Source organism: Thermogutta sp., assembly GCF_014359955.1.
Lineage (GTDB): Bacteria > Planctomycetota > Planctomycetia > Pirellulales > Thermoguttaceae > Thermogutta.
In genome coordinates this window covers 1-1605 of the sequence record NZ_JACIYL010000916.1, presented here as the reverse complement: position 1 = coordinate 1605, position 1605 = coordinate 1, and the positions used below count along the sequence as shown (strand labels likewise).

General features: G+C 59.2%; 2 protein-coding genes. Both read right to left on the bottom strand.

The genetic code is table 11. The annotated features are described in order from the left end of the window. A partial coding sequence (gene cysK / locus H5U08_RS18175) for a cysteine synthase A (RefSeq protein WP_297036378.1) occupies nt 1-937 on the bottom strand: 937 nt, incomplete at its 3' end. A 234-nt stretch (nt 938-1171) separates the two neighbouring features. Then, nucleotides 1172-1605 (bottom strand): hypothetical protein (locus tag H5U08_RS18170; protein ID WP_297036374.1); only part of this gene is annotated, 434 nt, incomplete at its 5' end.

Sequence of the window (1605 nt, the reverse complement as noted above, 5' to 3'; positions counted from 1 at the left end):
TGAGATACCGCTCGCCCAGGTCGGGGAGCACCACGACGATCAGTTTTCCGGCGTTTTCCGGCCGCTTGGCCACCTGCAGAGCTGCCCAGGCGGCCGCCCCGGAACTGATACCACACATGAAGCCTTCCATCCGAGCCAGGGCCCGAGAGGTCTCCATGGCGGCTTCGTCCTCCACGCAAATGACTTCGTCAATCACGGAGAGGTTAAGCACATCAGGAATAAAGCCAGCGCCGATGCCCTGAATGCCGTGTTTGCCCGGTTTGATCGGTTGCCCGGAGAGCTTCTGCGTGATGACGGGGCTGTTGGCGGGTTCTACCGCAATGACCTTGACGCCCGGTTTACGCGCTTTGAGAACTTCTCCGACACCGGTAATGGTCCCGCCCGTGCCGACCCCTGCCACAAAAATATCCACCTGACCGCCGGTATCGCGCCAGATCTCTTCTGCCGTTGTCCGGCGGTGAATCTCCGGATTGGCAGGATTCTTGAACTGCTGCGGCATGTAGAAGTTGGGATTTTCCTTGACCAACTCTTCGGCCTTCCTCACTGCCCCCGGCATTCCCTCGGCGGCAGGGGTGAGAATCAGCTCGACCCCGAACGCCTTGAGTAACCGCCGCCGCTCGAGACTCATGCTCTCTGGCATGGTGACGGCGAGTTTGTAACCGCGAGCGGCACACACATACGCCAGCCCAATCCCCGTGTTGCCGCTGGTCGGCTCAATGATCACGGTGTCTTCCTTGATGAGACCCTGCTTTTCTGCCGCTTCGATCATCGCCCAGGCAATGCGGTCCTTGACGCTCCAAAGAGGGTTCAAATTCTCGAGTTTGGCGGCGACGGTGGCACCGCACCCCGCCGTAATCCTCCGCAGACGGACCAGAGGCGTGTTCCCGATGCATTGGGTGATCTCATCAAACACTTTTCCAGATGCTGCGGCGTTCATGGAAAATCCCCTCGAAACGTCAGAAAAACAGTTTTCGAAAACGGTCCGGCCACCAGGCCTCTCGCATTTCAAACATTTGTGATAATCATACTGGTGTTTAGCATCTCGTTCAAGACCTGTGCGACGGTCGGTGATGGCCGAGGACCAATTCTCGGAACGAGCGCAAACTGCTCGCCCCCGCTGACGGGCAGGACAATACCACTCAGCAGAGACGATTTCCTCCATGAAACGCGCTCACGGCGTGACCAGCGGTTTCCCGTCCACATTCGGGAGATCGATGCCCAGAATGGCGGCGATTGTGGGTGCGATATCAACAATCTGCACCTTGCCCAGGTCCGTCCCAGGGTTGATTCCCGGCCCCCAGATGACGCACAGGGCCAGCATGTCGGGCTGGTCGGGCAAGTAGCCGTGCGTTCCCCCGACGGCGGGTCGGGAAACGACCAGGTCATTGCCCGTCGCGGTTTCCGAGAAGGCGTAGCCGTATTCCGCGGCCAGCCAAAGATCCGGACACCTTGGCTCAACTTTGGGGGAGGCCTGGCCCACTTTTTCGATTTGATCCGGACCGATAACCGCTTGAATGCCTTCCAACTGGCGAAATTCCTTTTCCAGTTGTGCGATCAGGGCCGACCGGTTGGCCTCATCCAGAATGTACACGCCGGCACTTCCCC